Below are 16,659 nucleotides of genomic sequence, written 5' to 3' on the forward strand. Positions count from 1 at the left end.
CCCGTGTTGATCGACTGGTTCACGGTCGTAGCGCAGATCGTCAATTTTCTCATCCTGATCTGGTTGCTCAACCGCTTTCTTTTCAAGCCGATCCGCGGCGCCATGGAAAGGCGGGAGAAGAAAATGGCCGATGTCTTGGGCCGGGCACGGCAGGCCGAGCAGGAGGCGCAGGCCAATTCCCTTGCGCTGGAGCGGGAGAAAGTCGCATTTGCCGAAGCCCGGGAAAAACTCATGGCCGAAGCCCGGGAAGAGGTGACGCAATGGCGGGAGACCACCATGGAAAGGGCCCGGGAAGAGGTGGAATCACTTCGTAGCGCCTGGATGGCCAGCATGTCCCGGGACCGACAGGCATTTCTCGACCGGCTCAAGCGGCAGGTGGCGCGGCAGGTGGTGCGCATCGGCGAGAAGACGCTCCGGGATCTTTCGGATCAGGGCTTGAACCAGCAGGTGCTTCGGGTTTTTATGGAAAAAATTTCCGACCAAAAAGATCTGCTGAACCATCAAGCCGCCAACCGGGAGATTGTCGTTCAGTCGGGAATTCCCCTGGATGATGAGGATGACCGCATGCTGCGGGAACGTCTTTCAAAATGGTTCCCCACGGCTACCCCAATCCGGCTGGAGGCGCATCCGCAGATAGGATTGGGAATTCAACTGGTGGTGGGCGACCGCACGGCCGCTTGGAACCTGCTCGACTATCTTCAGGACCTGGAAGTTGAGATCATGGAAAGTCTCTTTGACAATGTGCGGGTGAATTCATGAACCAGAAGTATCACAGCCTGGAAACGAGCGGGCTGGAGGACGTACTGGGCGACGTTGACCGGGCCGTCAAACAGGGGGTGGAACACTTTTTACCCGAACTGAAGACCGGGGAGGTGGGCCGCGTCCAATCGGTCGGTCAGGGGATCGCCTGGGTCGACGGTCTGGGGCAGGTACAGTTCGAGGAACAGGTGCAGGTGGGAACCCGCGTCGCCGGAATGGTGCTGGACATCCTGCCCGACCGGGTGGGGATCGTCCTCTTCGGTTCCAGCGAATCGGTATGTGCCGGAGATGAAGTGCGCCGTAGCGGCCGTGTGCTGGATGTGCCTGTGGGGAACGATTTGGTCGGTCGTGTGGTGGATCCTTTGGGCCGGCCCCTTGACGGTCGGGGCCGTCCCGACGTGGTAGACTATCGGACCGTGCTTCACGATGCCCCACGGATCATGGACCGGGCGCCGGTGGTGCGTCCGCTTCAAACCGGCCTCAAGGTGGTGGACGCCCTGATTCCCATAGGAAGGGGCCAGCGGGAGCTGATCCTGGGAGATCGCCAGACGGGGAAGACCGCGGTGGCCTTGGATGCCATGGTCAATCAGAAAGGCAAGGATGTCCTTTGCATCTACTGCGCCATCGGCCAGCGAAGTTCGGGGACAGCCCGGGTCGTAGATGCATTGGCACGAAACGGGGCCATGGCGTACAGTGTGGTGGTCGTGGTAGATGCCGACGCCCCGCCCGGGCTGCAGTATATCGCCCCCTACGCCGCGACCGCCATGGGTGAGCATTTCATGGATACGGGCCGGGATGTGCTCATCGTTTACGACGACCTTACACGCCACGCCGTGGCCTACCGCCAGCTGAGCCTGCTGCTGCGACGTCCTCCGGGTCGCGAGGCCTTTCCCGGCGACATCTTTTACGTGCACTCCCGGCTGCTGGAACGCGCAACCCATCTGCGGGAAGAACTGGGCGGCGGCACGCTCACGGCCCTGCCCATTGCCGAAACCGAGGCACAAAACATATCCGCCTACATTCCCACCAACCTGATCTCCATTACCGACGGCCAGATCTACCTCTCCCCGGAACTCTTCCAGAAAGGGGTGCTCCCGGCCGTGGACGTGGGCAAGTCGGTCTCCCGGGTGGGCGGCAAGGCACAGCTTCCGGCCTATCACAAGGTGGCCGGAGCGTTGCGCCTATCCTATACGCAATTTCAGGAGTTGGAGTCCTTTGCCCGCTTCGGCACCCGGTTGGACGACCTTACCCGTCGAACCCTCGAACACGGTCGCCGGGTACGGGCGGTGCTCAGGCAGCCGGAATTGCTCACCATGTCGGCCGGTGAACAGATTGCCGTGCTGTTTGCCGTTTCCAAGGGACTTATGGATGAGGTCCCCGAGGTACGCATGCAGGAGGCCGAAACCGCCATCCTCGAATCGGTGACGGCCGGCATCCCCGACATTGAAGAGGCCATAACTAGGGCCGGCGACGATGATCCGGTGTGGGACCGGTTGATACAACTCATCTCAACGGCCATCGGTCCGTTCAAGGAGGCGTATGCCGACGCTGGAGACATTGGGCCGCAGAATCCGGACCGCCCATGAACTGTTGAGCGTGGTCAAGACCATGAAGAGCCTGGCCGCCGTCAATATCCGTCAGTTCGAGCGGGCGGTGGCGTCCCTGGAGCAATACCGCCGCGTGGTGGACATGGGATGGTCCGTGTTTCTCAGAATGGGGCGCCCCATGCTCCAGCGGTCCCGAAACGATGTAGACGTCTGTATGGTGGTGGGGTCCGATCAAGGCATGTGTGGTCAGTTCAATGAATCCCTTTGGCCATTTGTTCTCGAACAGGTGGCAAAGACGGAGTCGGCCAACGGACGGAAATGGAGATACTGGAGTGTGGGTGAAAAAGTGCGGGGCATCATAGAAGATGCGGGGGTGGTCCATGACGTACACTTGTCGCCCCCGGGGAGCTTGAATGCCGTCAACCGGAAAATTCACGAAATAGTCCTGGCAATCGAAAAGTGGTGGTCGGCCAAAAAGATGGAAACGTTCTTCATCTGCCACCATGTACTTGGCGCACAGGGGGGATACGCACCCGTGTTCCAGCGGGTTCTGCCTCTCGATGAAACCTGGGCTGAAGAACACAGGCGCACAACCTGGCCGGGACGCTGCCTGCCCATGCTGAGCGCCTCACGGGAAACGATGTTCGCCCATCTCTTCAGGCAATATCTGTTTATCTTCCTTTACAGGGCGCTCACCCAGTCCCTGGCGAGCGAGAACGCAGCCCGGCTCGTGGCCATGCAGGCCGCCGAAAAAAATATTCTGGAAACCCTCGACGACCTTACGGGCCAGTTCCGGGAACAGCGCCAGACCGCCATCACCGCCGAGTTATTGGATATCGTTTCCGGTTTCGAAGCACTCAGCGATGAGGGTTCTTTATAAGGCGCCTCGCTTGCGATCGCGGATGGAGAACATATGGCGCACTGGCTGGCCATGGCGATCGGGCAGGCGATGACGCTCGACGAGTGCCTGTTCCAACCGTTTTATCATCCGGTGATCGAAGAGACGCTGCGGGATGCGTTGCAGGACTGTCTGGCGCAAACCGAGCTGGGATTGCCGAACCCGCCGGGTATGATGCCCGGCGTAACCATGTTTCCGGCGGCTCGGTAGGGACGCGATGCCCGTGCCAAGCCACGGGCAAGTAGCGTATCCCTGAGTTTGGATTTGGAGCTCTCGCAATAGCCATTTTTCCATTCAAAAAGCAATTGCCGTTTTGTTTGCAATGGACTGATTTATCAGATATCATTTTACATTATGCTAAATGTGAGAAGACGTCGACGAGTATCGCTTTCCCCCGCAGGGTGAATTTGTTCTAATGCTAACCCACTGAAATGATAGATTCGCTTTATATTTCATAGGTATGTAAAATCAATGGGTTACAAGTAGAACAAATTTATCCTGCTCTCCCCCGATGTTTGCTTGAAACGGCTCTGCCAACTATGCTATAGCATTCAAGATAATGCTTTTGGACTTCCTCCCTCTGGCCTTGCCAAAAACATTATTTTAAACATTGTATCAACAAACCTCTGATCAATGCGTTTCGCAACCGAAAGCGGTTTTCGTTTTTTAATTTTTAATGAAAAAGGAGCAAACATGAGCAAGGTTATTACAATGATTGGATTGATGGCGATGATGGGTTGCATACTGAATGTTGTGGCAGCACCCGTTTATGCGGCCGACTTGAGCCTGGCCAGTACGTTGGTTGAAAAACTGGGCGTTACCACCGAACAGGCCGAGGGCGGTGCCGGATCAATTTTTAATGTCGTCTCCAACCGTTTGAGCGCCGACGATTTCTCCAAAGTCACCGATGCGCTACCCGAAGTATCATCCCTGCTGTCGAGCAGTTCATCCGATAGTTCGAGCTCGTCGAGCGGTTCGAGTTCCAGCGCCCTGGGCGGACTGACCTCGCTAATGGGCAAGAGCAGCAGCACCAGCAACCTGACATCCGTTGCCAGTCTGGCATCCACCTTCTCCGATTTTGGGCTCGGCAGCGATATGGTCAGCAAGTTCTCGTCCGTTATCCTGGAATATGCCGAATCCAAGGGCGGCAGCGAGATCGCCAGCCTGATCGGTTCCGTCCTCAAATAGTATGGGCCTACAAGGGGGTTGCCCATTAAATGGCTCGTCAAGAGAAAAAGCACCCCCGTGCAAAATTTTTAGACAATTTTGCTTGACGACTAGCTGACCGATTGGCTCAGTACGCTTCGTCTCGCATCCGACCTTTTCAATAGTCCCGATTGCAGATATCCACTATCCATTGAGCCAAAATTCTTCAACACCCTGATACAGATACGGTTAAAGGGTCTTTATCCTTGGGATATAGCATCCAAAAACACGGATATCATGGTGCCGATGTTTTTGCCAGGAGGATGGGAGATCCCCTGCGCCATCCGGGAACGTTCCAACCGGTTCCGCCGCCTTGGCACTCCAAGAAATGAGGAGATAATGCGTATACTGTTCTGGTATTGCGACCGTTTTGCCTGGCATCCGACCCTGAAAACCCTATAAGACGCTCCCGATGCGGCGCCCATGTCTTGTGATCGGTCCCCAAACAACAGAGAATAACCGAAAAGGAGAAAAAGCCTGTTCACCATTTCTCCGCCGCCGTGGCCGGATTCGGCATGCTGCTGCGCGATTCCCGGTTCAAGGGCGATCTCACCTGGGAGGGTGTGAGAATACTGGCGGCCGGGGCAAAGGGCGCGGACGAAGACGGAGACCGGGCGGAAATGATCCGCATGGTGAGGACGTGCCAAATGCTGGCAAAATAGGAATGGAGTAATGGGGTCGGACCAAACGGAATGCTAACCTATCGATAAGTTAGATTAAAAACAGTGTTGCAGTTTGTTTCGCTTTTTTCATGTAACGTATTTCCGGTAAGTGGTTCTATGGGATATCAGTGTGAGAATTTTGTTCTTCTGATGTTGAATCCATGCATAACCTGACGATAGATGTATAGAGGAGGGAGAAAATGAAATTCGAAACGTGGAACCCTTATCTGTCGGGAGCCCTTGCCGGCATCCTGCTGGTGGCTTCGGTGGCCGTGGCCGGCCAGTACTTGGGCGCATCGACCACATTTTCACGCAGTGCGGCATACATAGAAGATAAAGCCGGTGTCGACACCAATCGATTCGACTATTTCACCGCCAAAAAAGGCAAATACGGGCCGGGATCCCTGCCAAACTGGCAGTTGATGTTCGTAATCGGCGTTGTTGCCGGATCCTTCGGCATATCCCTGCTCACCAGCCCTTTCAAGGTAGTACTATCGGGCCACTTTAACTGATTGAACTTATGTATAAAACACTGGACAAATGCCTCTGTCTGAAGTACGGTACAGCAAAACAACTGTACCCAGAGGAGGTGGATCCTATGTTGAGTCCTGTTTTCACGCCGTTCATCAAGAGTTCCCCGATTTCCGTTATGGCCCGCGGCATGGTAGAGCGGGTGCTGAATCCCGAGCAGTTAGACGAATGGTTCGATACCACAGCAAAGGAGCAATACACAAAGGACCTTTTGTTTTCGACCCTTTTTAACCTGATGAGCCAGGTTGTCCAGGGCAGCCAGCGGTCGATTCACGCGGCTTTCCAGACCTCAAAAGAGGATATTACCGTTTCAATCACGTCAATTTACAACAAGTTGAACGGCATGGAACCCAGCACATCGGCAGCGTTGGTCCGATATGCCGCTGAGCAAGTGGAACCAATTATCCAAAAGCTGTTGGGGAAACAGAACTCCCCTTTGCCTGGCAAACGGATCAAGCTGCTTGATGGCAACTGTATCGAAAAAAGTCATCACCGAATCAAAGAGTTGCGGTCCATAGCGGCGGGTCCGCTTCCAGGAAAATCATTGGTTGTGTATGATCCGATGTTACACCTGCCCATCGATGTGTTTCCTTGTGAAGACGGCCATGCACAAGAACGCTCAATGTTGAAAACGGTGCTTGAAACCATTGTTGCCGATGATGTCTGGATTGCCGATCGCAATTTCTGCGTGGTTGAATTCACCTGCGGCATCGATAAGCGGGATGCGTGGTTCATCATCCGGGAGCATGGGAATTATCCTTTCGAGTTAATTGGAAAGGGAAAATATATCGGCAAAATTGAAACCGGAGCGGTATATGAGCAACCCATTCGGGTTCGTGATGAGGCCGGCGAAGAGCACCCCTTCAGGCGGATTCGCGTGAAGCTGAAGGGCGAAACCCGTGATGGAGATACCGAGATCCTCATCATCACGAATCTGTCAAAAAGCGCAGCGAACGCAAAGACAGTCGCGAGGTTGTATCGGGACCGTTGGACCATCGAAACCGCCTTTCAACGTCTCGCTGAATATTTAAATTCTGAAATTAACACCTTGGGCTATCCTCGTGCTGCCCTTTTCGGTTTTTGCGTTGCCCTGGTCGCCTACATCGGCATGTCCGTTGTAAAAGCCGCGCTGGGCAGTGTGCATGGTATCGATTTCATAGATCAAAATGTATCGGGCTATTATGTGGCCAATGAAATCGAAGGCGTCTACCAAGGGATGATGATCGTCATCGACGTTGAGCATTGGGTTGTTTTTCGGGATATGCCAACAGGCGACCTGGTTCGGTTACTTAAGAAACTATCTGGCAACGTAAAATTATCAAAGTACCAAAAGCACCCTCGAGGGCCTAAAAAACCACGGCCAAAGCGAATTGCAATGAAAAATAAACCACATGTCTCAACCGCAAGAATTCTTGCGGAGAGAAAAAAGTAAAAGTACTACCTTGAAAGGGCTGCCCTGCTCACCCATAGCTTCAAGGTGGTGCCGGTGCCGCCCATGTGGTCGGCGCGGTTCGGTGACAACCCCTGGAAGCGGGGTACGGCCGCCTTCCTGGGCGGCGCCATCGCCCTGTTTGGCGTACGCCTGGCCGGTGGGTGCCCGAGCGGTCACGGTTTGAGTGGGTTGTCTCAACTGGCGGTGAGCGGATTCATCGCTCTGGCATTCTTTTTTCTTGCCGGTTTGGTCACGGCCCGGCTGGTCTATGGTCCACGGAAATAGGGAGGTGCTGCCATGAGTCTTGTTTACGGATTGGTTACCGGTCTTCTGTTCGGTATTTTGCTTCAACGGGCCGAGGTGCTGCGTTTCGACAAACAAGTCGGTGCTCTGCGGCTTCAGGATATGACCATCTTCAAATTCATGCTCAGTGCCATCGTGGTCGGTTCCGTGGGGATTTACCTGCTCAAGGATCTGGGCGTCATTCAGCTTAACCTCAAAGCCACCTCCATCGGTGCCCAGGTGCTCGGCGGCAGCCTGTTCGGCATCGGCTGGGCCGTTCTCGGCTATTGCCCCGGAACGGCCGGCGGTGCCCTGGGGGAAGGCCGTATCGACGCCGCCTGGGGGATCGCCGGTATGTTGGCCGGCGCGGCCCTGCACGCGTGGGCCTACCCCTTTCTGAAGGCGTCGATTGTACCCCTTGGGGATTTCGGTAAGATCACTCTGCCTCAGGTGCTGGGTGTCAGCCATTGGGTAGTGATACCGATCTTCGCCATCGTCGTGGGATTCTTTTTCTGGTTGTTCGAGAAAAAAGGGCTGTAGCCGCACCGCAGGTAAGACCGATATTTCTATCATTCCTGTTTTCAGAAGAGGAGGAATTTTATGAGGCGTAAAGTTGACGTGGTTATCATCGGTGCGGGCAGTGCCGGTGTTACCGCGCTTTTCACATTGGCGCGTGCCGGAAAATCATTTGTGCTGATCAACAGTGGCGAAGAGGGATCAACCTGCACACGTGTCGGTTGTATGCCGTCCAAGGCGCTGATCGAGGCGGCTTCACTCCATCATGCGAGGGAACGATTCGATGAATTCGGCTTGCGTGGCGCTCAAGGGGTGATTGTGGATGGACCGGCGGTTCTGGCACGGGTTCGTGCCGTGCGCGATCAGCTTGTGAAAGGCGTGGTCGGCCGTTATCATCAAATCATGGATGATACGCAGTTCATCAGCGGTCACGCACGGATCGTGGCGCCGGATTGCGTCGAGGTCAACGGCGAACGCATAGAGGCTGGTGCCATCATTATCGCGACAGGCTCTTCACCCGTGATTCCTCCTGCCTTTAGTGAACTGGGCGATGCCCTGCTGACAACCGATACCCTGTTCGAGCAGACATCGTTACCACGTTCACTTGCGGTGGTCGGACTGGGGGCCATCGGCTGTGAAATGGGTCAAGCCCTGGCGCGATTGGGTGTGGAGGTTCATGGTTTTGGTGGACGTTTCATCGCCGGTGTGAAAGATCCGGTCGCTGCCGAAAAGGTCATTGAACTCTTCGGACGGGAGATGTCGATTACAATGGGCGCTCGTGTGGTGCCACATCTGGAAAACGGCCAGGTGGTTATTGAGGCCGGTGATCGCAGGTATACGGTGGAGCGCGTGCTGGCCAGCCTCGGACGACGGCCGAATATAGGCGATCTTGGGCTTGAGAATCTCGGAATTGAATTGGATGAGCATGGCATTCCGCCGTTTGACCGCGAAACCCTGCAGATCGGTGATCTACCGGTTTATATCATCGGCGATGCCAATGGCTATCGCCTGATTTTGCACGAATCTGCGGACGAAGGGCAGATCGCTGCACTGAACATCATATATGGCAAACGCCGACCGTTTCCTCGAAGGGTGCGGATGTCGGTGACATTCACCGCGCCGCAAATCGCCTCGGTGGGTGCTCAGCTGAATGAACTGGACGCAGAGACCACTGCGATTGGCAGCGCCAGCGCGCAAATGAACGGCAGGGCGCTGATCAACGGTGACACGGATGGGCTGATCCGCATCTATGCCGACAAACAGAGCGGCCGCCTGCTGGGAGCCTCGCTTGCGATCGCGGATGGAGAACATATGGCGCACTGGCTGGCCATGGCGATCGGGCAGGCGATGACGCTCGACGAGTGCCTGACCCAACCGTTCTATCATCCGGTGATCGAAGAGACGCTGCGGGATGCGTTGCAGGACTGTCTGACGCAAACCGAGCTGGGATTGCCGAATCCGCCGGGTCTGATGCCCGGCGTAACCATGTTGCCGGCGGCTCGGTAGGGACGCGATGCCCGTGCCAAGCCACGGGCACTGCATCCTTGAGTTTGGACTTGGAGATCTCGCGATCGTCATTTTTCCATAATGTGCGGCAACATCTATAATACGTCGTATCAATGATCGGATTGTTGGCGATGATGGGTTAAATGCTGAACGTTGTGGCTGCACCCGTTTGTGCGGCCGACTTGAGTCTGGCCGGTACGTTGGTTGAAAAACTGGGCATTACCACCGAACAGGCAGAGGGCGGCGCCGGATCAATTTTCGATGTCGTCTCCAACGGTTTGAGTGCCGACTATTTCTCCAAGGTCACCGATGCGCTACCCGAAGTATCATCCCTGCTGTCGAGCAGCTCGTCAGCCAGTTCGAGTTCATCGAGCGGTTCGAGTTCCAGCGCCCTGGGCGGACCAACCTCGATCTTTCCATCGAGGCGCCCGGTCATCCCCTGGCCAGGATCTACAAAGAATTTTGACGGCCGGGACTGCCGGCGATCAGTTTACCCGGCGGTCGCGTCCCTGCCACTCTTTCTCGCGCAGCTTGAATTTCTGGATCTTGCCGGTGGCCGTTTTGAGCAGTGGCCCAAACTCAACTGTCTTGGGGGCCTTGAAACGGGCCAGGTTGGCCTTGCAAAAATCGATAATCTCGGCGGCCGTCGGGCTCGATCCCGGCTTGGGCACGATGAAGGCTTTGGGCACCTCGCCCCATTTGGGATCCGGCACCGGCACCACGGCCACTTCCATGACATCCGGATGGCGGTAGAGTACGTTTTCTACCTCGACGGTGGAGATGTTCTCCCCGCCGCTGATGATGATGTCTTTCTTGCGATCCATGATCTGGATGTAGTTGTCCGGATGCATCACCGCCAGGTCGCCGCTATGGAACCAGCCGCCGGCAAAGGCCGTTTCGGTGGCTTCGGGGTCGTTGTAGTAGCCCAGCATGACGTTGTTGCCGCGCATCACGATTTCGCCCATGGTCTGGCCATCGCGGGGCACCGGTTGCATGGTTGCCGGGTTGACCACATCCATGTGCTGGGCAACGATGTAGGGTACGCCCTGGCGGGCCTTGAGCTGGGCCTTCTCATCGTCGGAAAGGCCGTCCCACTGGGGCTGCCACTGGCAGACGCTATGGGGGCCGAAGACCTCGGTCAGGCCATAGGTCTGGGTGATGTTGGCGCCGATACCTTCCATGTTTTGGATCACCGTGGGTGCCGGCGGGGCGCCGGCGGTCATGATCTCCAGCCGTTTTTCCAGGCTCAGCTTGTGTTCGGTGGCGTAGGCGGACATGCTGATCAAAATGGTCGGGGCCGCACACAGGTGGGTGACGCCCTCCTCGGCGACGATCCGGAAAATCTCCTCCGGAACCACCTTGCGCAGGCACACATGGGTGGCGCCCATGGCCGTGATGCCCCAGGTGAAACACCAGCCATTGCAGTGGAACATCGGCAGCGTCCACAGGTAGACCGAGTTGGCTGTGGTGCTGAACTCCAGCTGCTCGCCCAGGGCGTTGAGGTAGGCGCCGCGGTGGTGGTACATGACTCCCTTGGGCAGGCCGGTGGTGCCACTGGTGTAGTTGATGGTGGCCACCTGGCGTTCGTCGTCGACCTCTATTTCCATCGGATCCGGATCGCCTTCCGCCAGGAAGGCCTCGTAATCCGGGCCGTCCAGGGGCGTGTCGGCGCTGATGTCGCAGATGTTGACCACCGTCTGAACCTTTTCCAGCTGGTCCATGGCCGGGGCCACCAGGTCGGCGAATTCATTGTCCACGAAAATGGCCTTGCTGTCCGAATGGTTGATGATGTAGGCCACCTCGTTGGATGAGAGGCGGATATTGATACTCACCAGGGCCGCGCCGATCATGGGCACGGCGTAGTGGGCTTCGAGCATGGGCGGCGTATTGGGGCAGATGAAGGCCACCTTGTCGCCCTTGCCGATGCCCCGTTTCTTGAGCGCGCTGGCCAGCCGGTTGACCCGCTCGAAAAATTCACTGTAGGTGCGCCGGATGTCGCCGTAAACCACTGCCGTTTTGTCGGGAAACACCATGGCGCTGCGGACGATAAACTTTACCGGGCTGAGGATATCGTAGTTGACTGTGGGTTGAGACATCGTCGTATTCCTTTCGGAGAGAAGTTTTACATTTTTACAAGACCATCACATTACCGCCGGGGATGATTACTTGAGTTTTCCCAGCAGTGCACTGGCAATGGTGTTTTTCTGGATTTCGCGGGTGCCTTCGTAGAGTTCGGTGATCTTGGCATCCCGGGCAAAGCGCTCCACTTCGTACTCCTGCATGTAACCGTAGCCGCCGAGCAATTGGATGGCTTCGTCACATACTTCCACGGCGGCCCTGGCCGCGGCCATTTTGGCCATGCTGGTCAGCTTGGGATCGATGCGTCCCTGATCGAAATTCCAGGCAGCCTTGTAGGTCATCAGACGGGCCATCTCGATTTTGGTGGCCATGTCGGCGAGTTTGTGCTGGTTCACCTGAAACTGGGCGATCTTGCGGCCGAACTGCTCCCTGGATTTGATGTAAGCCAGGGCGCGGTCAAAGGCCCCCTGGGCCGTGCCCAGGGCCTGGGCGGCAATCAGGATGCGGCTTTCGTCAAAAAACTCGAGCACCTGGTAAAAGCCCTTGTTCTCCTTGCCGATCAGGTTGCTCGACGGCACCCGTACATCCTTGAAGGTGACCTCGGCGGTGTGCATCATGCGGATGCCCATCTTGGCGCCGACGTCGGTGGTGGAGACACCGGTGCGATCGGCCTCCACCAGGATCAGGCTCATGCCGCGGTAGCCTGGGCTGGCCTCGGGATCGGTCTGGCACAATACACTGTAGAAGCCGGCCAGCGGCCCGCCGTTGGTGATGAAAATTTGTAAACGGTCACGGGGCTATTAGCTGAAGAGAGGCTTAGATCCAACTCACATCAACAGAGATGCCTGCAAAGTAACATTCCAGGCATTCGACTATAAACGGAAATGTGGCTTTATCTCTCAGTCGGCAGGTTTCTTTTACAGACAAGATTCGTTCGACCCAGCGGTTGCCTTTGTCGCTTTGCGTTCCCAGACTACATTTGCGCCATAGCACGCCAAAGCGCAGAGAGCGTTCGGCACGGTTGTTGGTGGGTTCGACGCCATCATGTTCGAGAAAGGTCCACAATGCGTCAATTTCTCGTATTATTTGCCTGGCCAGGCGACCGGCACCGTCGGTGTCGTCTTCAAAAAGGCTGAGGATGAGCAACAAGGAGTTATAAAAACGCTCCCATTTTAAAGGTGGCGGTTTGTTTTTTGAAAATTCGATCAGGGTATTCAAATGTGCCAAGATTAACTTGCCGCCTCGCCTTTCGTTGAGTTTTCTACTCTCGATTAACGCCTTGGCCTTTCGGATCAAATGGGCCAGGCAGGTTTGCCGGCCATGGACCCATTTGCAATAAAGGCGATAACCATCGCTGATCAAGATGCCTTTCCAGTCGGCGATCAGTTCGAGAAAGGCCTGTTTGGATCTTTTCGGATCGATGCGGAAAAAGGCCACCATCGTATTGACCATTACCCAGAGCCATTGCAGATTGTGCTTTTTAAACCAACTGGTTTCATCGATGAAGTTGCACTCACTGCTGCGGGCCACCTGGCCGATACGCTCATAGGTGGAGGCAATGGCCTCGGAAGCGCGGTCGATAACCTTTTGGATCGTGCCGGTGGCGATTTTGATATCAAACACGGAGTGGACCAGTTGCTGCACATTTCTCCGACTCATGGCCTTGATACCACTCAGTTCGGCGATAAACGCACAAAACCGCGGGCCGTAGCCGGTGCTAAACGCCTCCGGAACCTGTGCTTTGACAATCTTGCCGCACCCAGGGCATTGACCTTGGTGCAGAACAAAATGGGTGATGTCCATCTCGATTTCAGGCAATTCGATATGTTGGTGAGTATGAAAGGGTCGCAGATTATCCCAATCCGATGAATGGAGACCGCAACCGCAGCACTCGGGCATCACATTTTGAGTATTGTTGGGCGTTAGCAGCATTTGCCCATGCCCCGGGTGTCCTTTTTGTCCGCCCGGCTTGCGTTCGCCTTTGGGCTTTTCGCGTTTGGGTTTGTTATAGGGCGGATCGGATGAGGGCGGTTTGCTGGAGTTGGTCGAGTTTTGGCGTTTTTGCTTTTCAAGCTTCTCGTTGTTTTTCTCCAGCTTGTCGTTTTGAGTTTTAATCGCCCGCAGCTCATCTTCCAAAGAAACGATGTACTGGCGTACCGGTTCAGCAGTAGCTTGCCAATCGGCATCTGAAATGGGTCTATCGGGCTTCATGAAAAGCACGATAGCATACTAGAAATGGAAAGTCTAGATATTTTTAATTATTTCAATAAGTTATTGATTTTGTATAAAAATATTGAAATTACGAGAGGTTAGCGGAGCGAAAAAAGTGCGCCGGATTGAGCGCCCAATATACCCCGTGAACGCTTACGAAAATTTTGCTGCCGTTGATCACCCAATCGTCGCCATCCTTCACCGCCACCGTATTCAGCGAGGTGATGTCGGAACCATGATCCGGCTCGGTGAAGGCCCCGCAGGAGAGGACGTCACCTTCGGCCACCTTGGGCAGCCAGGTCTCTTTCTGGGCGTCACTGCCGAAATGCAGGATGATTTCGGAAGCAAAGTCGGCCAGAATCAGGCAGGCCCCGACGGTGGAGTCCCCTGCGCACAGTGCTTCGGCGACCAGGATGTTCTCCATGACACCCATCCCCTGGCCGGAGTAGGCTTCGGGAAAATGGATGCCGATGAAACCGAGGTCAGCGGCCTTCTTCCATATTTTTTCGGGATACTGGTGGTTGGCTTCCATCTCGGCGATCAGGTTTTTGTCGAATTCGCCTTTGACAAAGTCCCTGACCGCTTTCTGGATCTGTTGCTGTTCGGTGGTTAGTGCAAACTCCATATTGCCTCCTTTTTTTTTATCGTCCGGACCGGGGATGGGGGAATCACTTTGCAGAGACGGGCTGTCCGGTTGCATGAAAACGCAGGTGAATGTACTGCCTGTACCCTAAGGATCGGGAATTTTATTAATTAAACAAAATTGCTTGTTCTTGCGCCCGTCTTCCGCGTTGCATCAACGGCCACATACTCCCGGTATGCAACCCTTGATGCGCCTTGAAGACGAACACAAGCCCGGCGCAATTACGTCCAATTCATTTCATCCCCGATCCTAATTAACGGGGGGGAAAGATTCAATCGGTCAGCAACCGATTTTCATATTGCCGATTGCCTGATGGGCGGTAATGTTTAAACCTACAAATTTGACGGTCTCATGTTCTAAGGGAGTCACCCGAAAATTAGGGTGACTTCGTGGACATGGATATTTCCCCGAAAGGGGTACGTTGCTTTTCTCCTGCTTTATCGAACCTGCATATCCCCGGTGGCCATAAAGCGTTCATGAAAACTGAACGCTTCGCTCAGGATATGCGGTTCGTGACCGCCCGAGGCCCGGATGGCCTGCTGGTAATAGTCCCATAGTAGGTCGCGATAGTTAGGATGGGCGCAACGCTTGATTACCTGCTCGGCCACCTGGCGAGGGGTCAGGGGACGGGTATCCACCAGCCCGTGCTCAGTGACGACCACGTCCACCGAGTGCTCGCTGTGATCAACGTGGGAGACCATGGGCACGATGGCCGAGATTTTCCCCCCCTTGGCCGTACTGGGGGTAACGATGAACGACAAAGCGCCGTTGCGGATGAAATCGCCGGATCCACCGATGCCGTTCATCAGTTGGGAACCCATCACATGGGTGGAGTTCACCTGACCATAAATGTCGACCTCGATGGCCGTGTTGATGGCGATAACGCCTAATCGTCTGACCACTTCCGGTGAGTTGGATATTTCTACCGGTCGAAGCACGATTTTATCTCGATAGCGGTAAATCTCATTGAAAAAACGGTTTCTGGCTTTGTGTGAAAGCGTCATGGCAGAGCCGGAAGCGGCCCGCACCTTGCCCAGATCAATCAGATCCAGGACGGCATCCTGCAACACCTCTGAATAGATATCAATGTTTTGGAAGAAGTCGTTGTCGATGAATCCGCTCAGTACCGCATTGGCCACATCGCCCACGCCGGACTGCCAGGGCAGGGCAGGAGGCATGCGGTCATGTCGAATTTCGTGGGCGACGAAATCCAGGATGTGTTCGGCGATGCGTTGCGATACCGTTCCCGGCTCATTGAATACGGCACAGCTGTCCTCCTCCCGGCTATAGAGAATAGCCACAACCTTGTTCGGGTCCATCTCGATGGACGGTTTGCCGATACGATCTCCGCTGCGGTAAATGGGAATGGGCATCCGATAGGGCGGATCCTCGGGGATGAAAATATCATGGATTCCCTCCAGTTCGGGGGGCTCCGAAGAGATTTCGATGATGATCTTCTCGGCCTCCTGAACATAGGTCGGCGTATTGCCCACGGACATGGAGGGAATCAGGTGGCCCTTCTCGGTGATGGCGATGGCCTCCACGACAGCCACATGGGCTTTTCCCAAGCCACCGTCGCGAACTTGGGCGGACAACCTTGAAAGATGGTCGTCCTTGAAACGGATCTCACCACGGTTGATTTTCTCACGCATGCCACGGTTGCTCATATAAGGCCGCCGCCAGGCGATCAGGCCGGCTTCGGCCAGAATGCCATCCACGGCATCTCCGGTGGATGCACCGGCAAACAAATTGATTTTGAAACGGTCTCCATCTTTGGCGCGGCGGACCAGCGCCTGGGGAATCAGTTTCGGATAGCCCGCGGTAAAACCGGAAATAAATACATTGGTTCCATTTTGAATGTGGCGACATGCCGTGTCCGGATCAGTGACTTTATCCAGAAGATGTTTCAAGCGAATCCGTTTTTCCAGCATTTTATGCTCCGTTTTATTTTCTTCAGCCAGATCAATGTGAAGTTCACTGTATCATTTCCCGTTTAACGCCTGACGGTTACGGGGTTTGGGGCGCCGCCAGAGTATCCAGGAATAGATCACACCATTGACAACAAGAACAACAGCTCCCAGAAGGAATTGAAAATGCCGGCTAAGCGGCGTTGGATAAAGCAAAGGCGTCAGATATTGCTCAACAACGCCAATTTTATCAATGGCCATACCGGCTTTTAAACGCAACCCGTGCTCAAGCGGGCCCAGCGGGAAAAAACAGCCCGTGAGCATCCCACATGCAGACCAAAGCGCGACGGGGACATGGAATACGATCAAGCGGCGCCATTGGAGCACGCCGAATGCACCAAACAGTGCGAAAATGACAGCGGCAAAATAGACGATCAGGACCAGATCTGCCAATATGCGGTAAACCATCTGCCGTCTTTC

General features: G+C 55.2%; 17 protein-coding genes and 1 pseudogene. 12 read left to right on the forward strand and 6 right to left on the reverse strand.

Translation table 11 applies throughout. The annotated features are described in order from the left end of the window. Positions 1 to 3 precede the first annotated feature (3 nt). The 12 genes and pseudogenes from GN112_RS30040 to GN112_RS35490 all read left to right on the forward strand — a co-directional run. Entirely contained in the window at positions 4 to 759 is a 756-nt protein-coding gene (locus tag GN112_RS30040) for a F0F1 ATP synthase subunit B family protein (protein ID WP_155313515.1), read from the forward strand. Next, positions 756 to 2,345 carry an alternate F1F0 ATPase, F1 subunit alpha gene (locus GN112_RS30045; RefSeq protein ID WP_155313516.1) on the forward strand — a complete coding sequence of 530 codons (1,590 nt, stop codon included), beginning with the start codon at positions 756 to 758 and terminating at the stop codon, positions 2,343 to 2,345. Before GN112_RS30040 ends, GN112_RS30045 begins: the two co-directional genes overlap by 4 nt. Next, positions 2,299 to 3,186, forward strand: coding sequence for a F0F1 ATP synthase subunit gamma (locus GN112_RS30050; RefSeq protein WP_155313517.1), 888 nt, complete (start codon positions 2,299 to 2,301; stop codon positions 3,184 to 3,186). Before GN112_RS30045 ends, GN112_RS30050 begins: the two co-directional genes overlap by 47 nt. 33 nt (positions 3,187 to 3,219) lie before the next feature. Continuing rightward, on the forward strand, positions 3,220 to 3,414 hold the full coding sequence (locus GN112_RS30055; RefSeq protein WP_155313518.1) for a hypothetical protein: 195 nt from the start codon (positions 3,220 to 3,222) through the stop codon (positions 3,412 to 3,414). Between the two features lie 483 nt (positions 3,415 to 3,897). Then, on the forward strand, positions 3,898 to 4,392 hold the full coding sequence (locus tag GN112_RS30060; protein ID WP_162459179.1) for a DUF2780 domain-containing protein: 495 nt from the start codon (positions 3,898 to 3,900) through the stop codon (positions 4,390 to 4,392). A 473-nt stretch (positions 4,393 to 4,865) separates the two neighbouring features. Then, the gene (locus tag GN112_RS30065; RefSeq protein ID WP_155313520.1) at positions 4,866 to 5,072 is read left to right on the forward strand and encodes a YfbK domain-containing protein; all 207 of its coding nucleotides are present in this window, start codon (positions 4,866 to 4,868) and stop codon (positions 5,070 to 5,072) included. A gap of 200 nt (positions 5,073 to 5,272) precedes the next feature. Next, on the forward strand, positions 5,273 to 5,584 hold the full coding sequence (locus GN112_RS30070; protein WP_155313521.1) for a YeeE/YedE thiosulfate transporter family protein: 312 nt from the start codon (positions 5,273 to 5,275) through the stop codon (positions 5,582 to 5,584). Positions 5,585 to 5,670: 86 nt separating this feature from the next. Continuing rightward, complete coding sequence (locus tag GN112_RS30075; RefSeq protein WP_155308537.1) at positions 5,671 to 7,035, forward strand: IS4 family transposase; 1,365 nt, start codon at positions 5,671 to 5,673, stop codon at positions 7,033 to 7,035. Positions 7,036 to 7,098: 63 nt separating this feature from the next. After that, complete coding sequence (locus GN112_RS30080; protein ID WP_155314455.1) at positions 7,099 to 7,320, forward strand: YeeE/YedE thiosulfate transporter family protein; 222 nt, start codon at positions 7,099 to 7,101, stop codon at positions 7,318 to 7,320. A 12-nt stretch (positions 7,321 to 7,332) separates the two neighbouring features. Beyond that, entirely contained in the window at positions 7,333 to 7,857 is a 525-nt protein-coding gene (locus GN112_RS30085) for a DUF6691 family protein (RefSeq protein ID WP_155313522.1), read from the forward strand. Between the two features lie 60 nt (positions 7,858 to 7,917). Further along, positions 7,918 to 9,339, forward strand: coding sequence for a dihydrolipoyl dehydrogenase (locus tag GN112_RS30090; RefSeq protein ID WP_155313523.1), 1,422 nt, complete (start codon positions 7,918 to 7,920; stop codon positions 9,337 to 9,339). Between the two features lie 143 nt (positions 9,340 to 9,482). Next, positions 9,483 to 9,716: pseudogene (locus GN112_RS35490) on the forward strand (DUF2780 domain-containing protein); the annotation flags it as partial. 108 nt (positions 9,717 to 9,824) lie between these two features. Here the strand turns inward: GN112_RS35490 and GN112_RS30100 are convergent. The 6 genes from GN112_RS30100 to GN112_RS30125 form a co-directional block, all read right to left on the reverse strand. Next, on the reverse strand, positions 9,825 to 11,435 hold the full coding sequence (locus GN112_RS30100) for a long-chain-fatty-acid--CoA ligase (RefSeq protein WP_155313524.1): 1,611 nt from the start codon (positions 11,433 to 11,435) through the stop codon (positions 9,825 to 9,827). 66 nt (positions 11,436 to 11,501) lie between these two features. Next, the gene (locus tag GN112_RS30105; RefSeq protein ID WP_331457574.1) at positions 11,502 to 12,197 is read right to left on the reverse strand and encodes an acyl-CoA dehydrogenase family protein; all 696 of its coding nucleotides are present in this window, start codon (positions 12,195 to 12,197) and stop codon (positions 11,502 to 11,504) included. A 37-nt stretch (positions 12,198 to 12,234) separates the two neighbouring features. Continuing rightward, positions 12,235 to 13,629 (reverse strand): IS66 family transposase, encoded by a 1,395-nt coding sequence (gene tnpC, locus GN112_RS30110; RefSeq protein WP_155308543.1) that lies wholly within the window; start codon positions 13,627 to 13,629, stop codon positions 12,235 to 12,237. A gap of 88 nt (positions 13,630 to 13,717) precedes the next feature. Beyond that, on the reverse strand, positions 13,718 to 14,254 hold the full coding sequence (locus GN112_RS30115; protein ID WP_155313525.1) for an acyl-CoA dehydrogenase family protein: 537 nt from the start codon (positions 14,252 to 14,254) through the stop codon (positions 13,718 to 13,720). 455 nt (positions 14,255 to 14,709) lie between these two features. Next, entirely contained in the window at positions 14,710 to 16,203 is a 1,494-nt protein-coding gene (locus tag GN112_RS30120) for a succinyl-CoA:acetate CoA-transferase ScpC (protein ID WP_155313526.1), read from the reverse strand. A gap of 51 nt (positions 16,204 to 16,254) precedes the next feature. Beyond that, the gene (locus tag GN112_RS30125; RefSeq protein WP_155313527.1) at positions 16,255 to 16,647 is read right to left on the reverse strand and encodes a DUF2784 domain-containing protein; all 393 of its coding nucleotides are present in this window, start codon (positions 16,645 to 16,647) and stop codon (positions 16,255 to 16,257) included. Positions 16,648 to 16,659 lie beyond the last annotated feature (12 nt).

The sequence above is a fragment of the Desulfosarcina ovata subsp. ovata genome (assembly GCF_009689005.1).
GTDB lineage: Bacteria > Desulfobacterota > Desulfobacteria > Desulfobacterales > Desulfosarcinaceae > Desulfosarcina > Desulfosarcina ovata.

Excerpts from the sequence above, each read along its gene's own strand:
- GN112_RS30045 (WP_155313516.1), top strand. The coding sequence starts at position 756 with ATGAACCAGAAGTATCACAGCCTGGAAACGAGCGGGCTGGAGGACGTA.
- GN112_RS30050 (WP_155313517.1), top strand. The coding sequence starts at position 2,299 with ATGCCGACGCTGGAGACATTGGGCCGCAGAATCCGGACCGCCCATGAA.
- GN112_RS30055 (WP_155313518.1), top strand. The coding sequence starts at position 3,220 with ATGGCGCACTGGCTGGCCATGGCGATCGGGCAGGCGATGACGCTCGAC.
- GN112_RS30060 (WP_162459179.1), top strand. The coding sequence starts at position 3,898 with ATGAGCAAGGTTATTACAATGATTGGATTGATGGCGATGATGGGTTGC.
- GN112_RS30070 (WP_155313521.1), top strand. The coding sequence starts at position 5,273 with ATGAAATTCGAAACGTGGAACCCTTATCTGTCGGGAGCCCTTGCCGGC.
- GN112_RS30075 (WP_155308537.1), top strand. The coding sequence starts at position 5,671 with ATGTTGAGTCCTGTTTTCACGCCGTTCATCAAGAGTTCCCCGATTTCC.
- GN112_RS30080 (WP_155314455.1), top strand. The coding sequence starts at position 7,099 with ATGTGGTCGGCGCGGTTCGGTGACAACCCCTGGAAGCGGGGTACGGCC.
- GN112_RS30085 (WP_155313522.1), top strand. The coding sequence starts at position 7,333 with ATGAGTCTTGTTTACGGATTGGTTACCGGTCTTCTGTTCGGTATTTTG.
- GN112_RS30090 (WP_155313523.1), top strand. The coding sequence starts at position 7,918 with ATGAGGCGTAAAGTTGACGTGGTTATCATCGGTGCGGGCAGTGCCGGT.
- GN112_RS30100 (WP_155313524.1), bottom strand. The coding sequence starts at position 11,435 with ATGTCTCAACCCACAGTCAACTACGATATCCTCAGCCCGGTAAAGTTT.
- tnpC (WP_155308543.1), bottom strand. The coding sequence starts at position 13,629 with ATGAAGCCCGATAGACCCATTTCAGATGCCGATTGGCAAGCTACTGCT.
- GN112_RS30115 (WP_155313525.1), bottom strand. The coding sequence starts at position 14,254 with ATGGAGTTTGCACTAACCACCGAACAGCAACAGATCCAGAAAGCGGTC.
- GN112_RS30120 (WP_155313526.1), bottom strand. The coding sequence starts at position 16,203 with ATGCTGGAAAAACGGATTCGCTTGAAACATCTTCTGGATAAAGTCACT.
- GN112_RS30125 (WP_155313527.1), bottom strand. The coding sequence starts at position 16,647 with ATGGTTTACCGCATATTGGCAGATCTGGTCCTGATCGTCTATTTTGCC.